Here is a 1,729-nt window from a genome sequence, read left to right as displayed (position 1 = left end):
CCACCACAAACTAATTTTGCCCCCTCTTCGATTCCGCTCTTGATGTAATGTAAAACTTCATTCATATGAGGCTCGTTTGTGAGGGCTCCCATTTCAATGTTTTCGCTTTCCCCGTTGCCAACTACAATTTTGCTTGCACGCTCGGCCAATCTTTCAACAAACTTATCGTAAATGGTCTCTTGTACAAGCAAACGAGATGCAGCTGAACAAACTTGCCCAGCATTGTGGAAAATACCAAACATCGCATTCTCGACTGCAGTTTCAAAATCCACATCGTCGAACACAATAAGTGGAGATTTACCACCCAGTTCAAGTGTGATTTTTTTCATATTGCCCGCAGCTGCGCGCATAATGCTTTGGCCTGTTTTTGTTCCGCCGGTAAAGGCAATCTTGTCAACATCATGGCTCTCGGCAAGCTCATTCCCAACTTTTGATCCAGGTCCCAATACCAAGTTTGCCACTCCGGCCGGAAGTCCGATCTCTTCGATAATTTCAAATAATTTGAATACGCTTACAGGAGTGACCTCAGCAGGCTTAAGTACAATTGTATTCCCTGCGGCGAGTGCAGGAGCAATTTGCCAAACAGCTAACATAAGCGGGAAATTCCAAGGTACAATAAGTCCACAAACACCAATCGGATCATGAATAATCATTGTTTCCGAAGAATCAGCACGAGTGTAAGATTCCTTTTTCATGCCTTTGATCAAGTCAGCATAATATCGGAAGCATTGAATCGATACTGGAATATCCACATAGGTGGTTGCACGAATAACCTTACCGTTATTTTCAGTTTCCAAACGTGCAATTTCAGCTGTCTTCTCTTCAAGACGGTCTGCAATCTTATAGAGATAGTCAGCTCTTTCATCAGCCGATAAATTCGACCAGATTCCGCTGTCAAACGCTTTACGAGCCGCCTTGATTGCTATCTTCGCATCGTCTGCTGATCCATCAGCAGACGTTGCGATCACCTCTCCGGTTGCAGGATTGATAATGTTTCGTCTAGCACCGGATAACGCTTCTACCCATTTCCCGTCAATGAACATGTTAATTTTCATAAACAACTCTCCTTTACGCAATAATATCTTTCAGTTTGAAACCAATATGCGCTAGATTTACCAGCATCGTTTTCTGATTATAGAACGGGAATGATTTGAGGCGTTCCTTTTCAAATCGATATCCACCTGCACTCCCCTTAACGATCCATTGTGCCAATAACTTACCAAACAATGTCGAGAGGGAAGCGCCGTGGCCCGTATAACCCGTTGCGAAATATGCGCCTTCTTTGGATCTGCCGATAACCGGGAACGTATCAATTGTAACCCCGATAAATCCACCCCAACGGTATTCAATTTTGCTTCCTACTAGTTTTGGCATTATTTTAACCATGGCATCGTAAACACTTTGATAAACGGTATCGCCTAAGTTTGGACGAATATCGCCACCGCCAAATACGATCCGATTATCTGGTGTACGTCGGAAATAGTAAAGGAAATTGCTTGTATCAAAAACCATGTGATCTTTAGGAATGACGGTACTCACCAGTGATTCTGAAAGCTGTTCAGTAGCAATAATACGTGCCGAAATTGGCAGTACGCCTTTGTTCAGTTCATTCATGATTTTTCCGGAGTAACCATCTGTAGCGACAATAATGTCTTTCGCAGTAACAGCACCTTTTTCTGTTACAACTTTCACACTGTTTTGACCGTACTCAATAGATAGTGCTTTCGAA

The 1,729-nt window shown here is 43.0% G+C and carries 2 protein-coding genes; both read right to left on the bottom strand.

Features of this window, described 5'->3' with window-relative positions; translation table 11 throughout:
- Positions 1-1,055, bottom strand: a 1,055-nt coding sequence (locus AC1DUW_RS27785; protein WP_477644048.1) for an aldehyde dehydrogenase family protein, incomplete at its 3' end; no start/stop codon positions are given.
- 13 nt (positions 1,056-1,068) lie between these two features.
- A partial coding sequence (locus AC1DUW_RS27780) for an NAD(P)/FAD-dependent oxidoreductase (protein ID WP_477644047.1) occupies positions 1,069-1,729 on the bottom strand: 661 nt, incomplete at its 5' end.

The sequence above is a fragment of the Peribacillus sp. P4_C12 genome (genome assembly GCF_056402095.1).
Note: the sequence above shows the minus strand (reverse complement) of the source record. Positions and strands in the feature narration are given on the sequence as shown.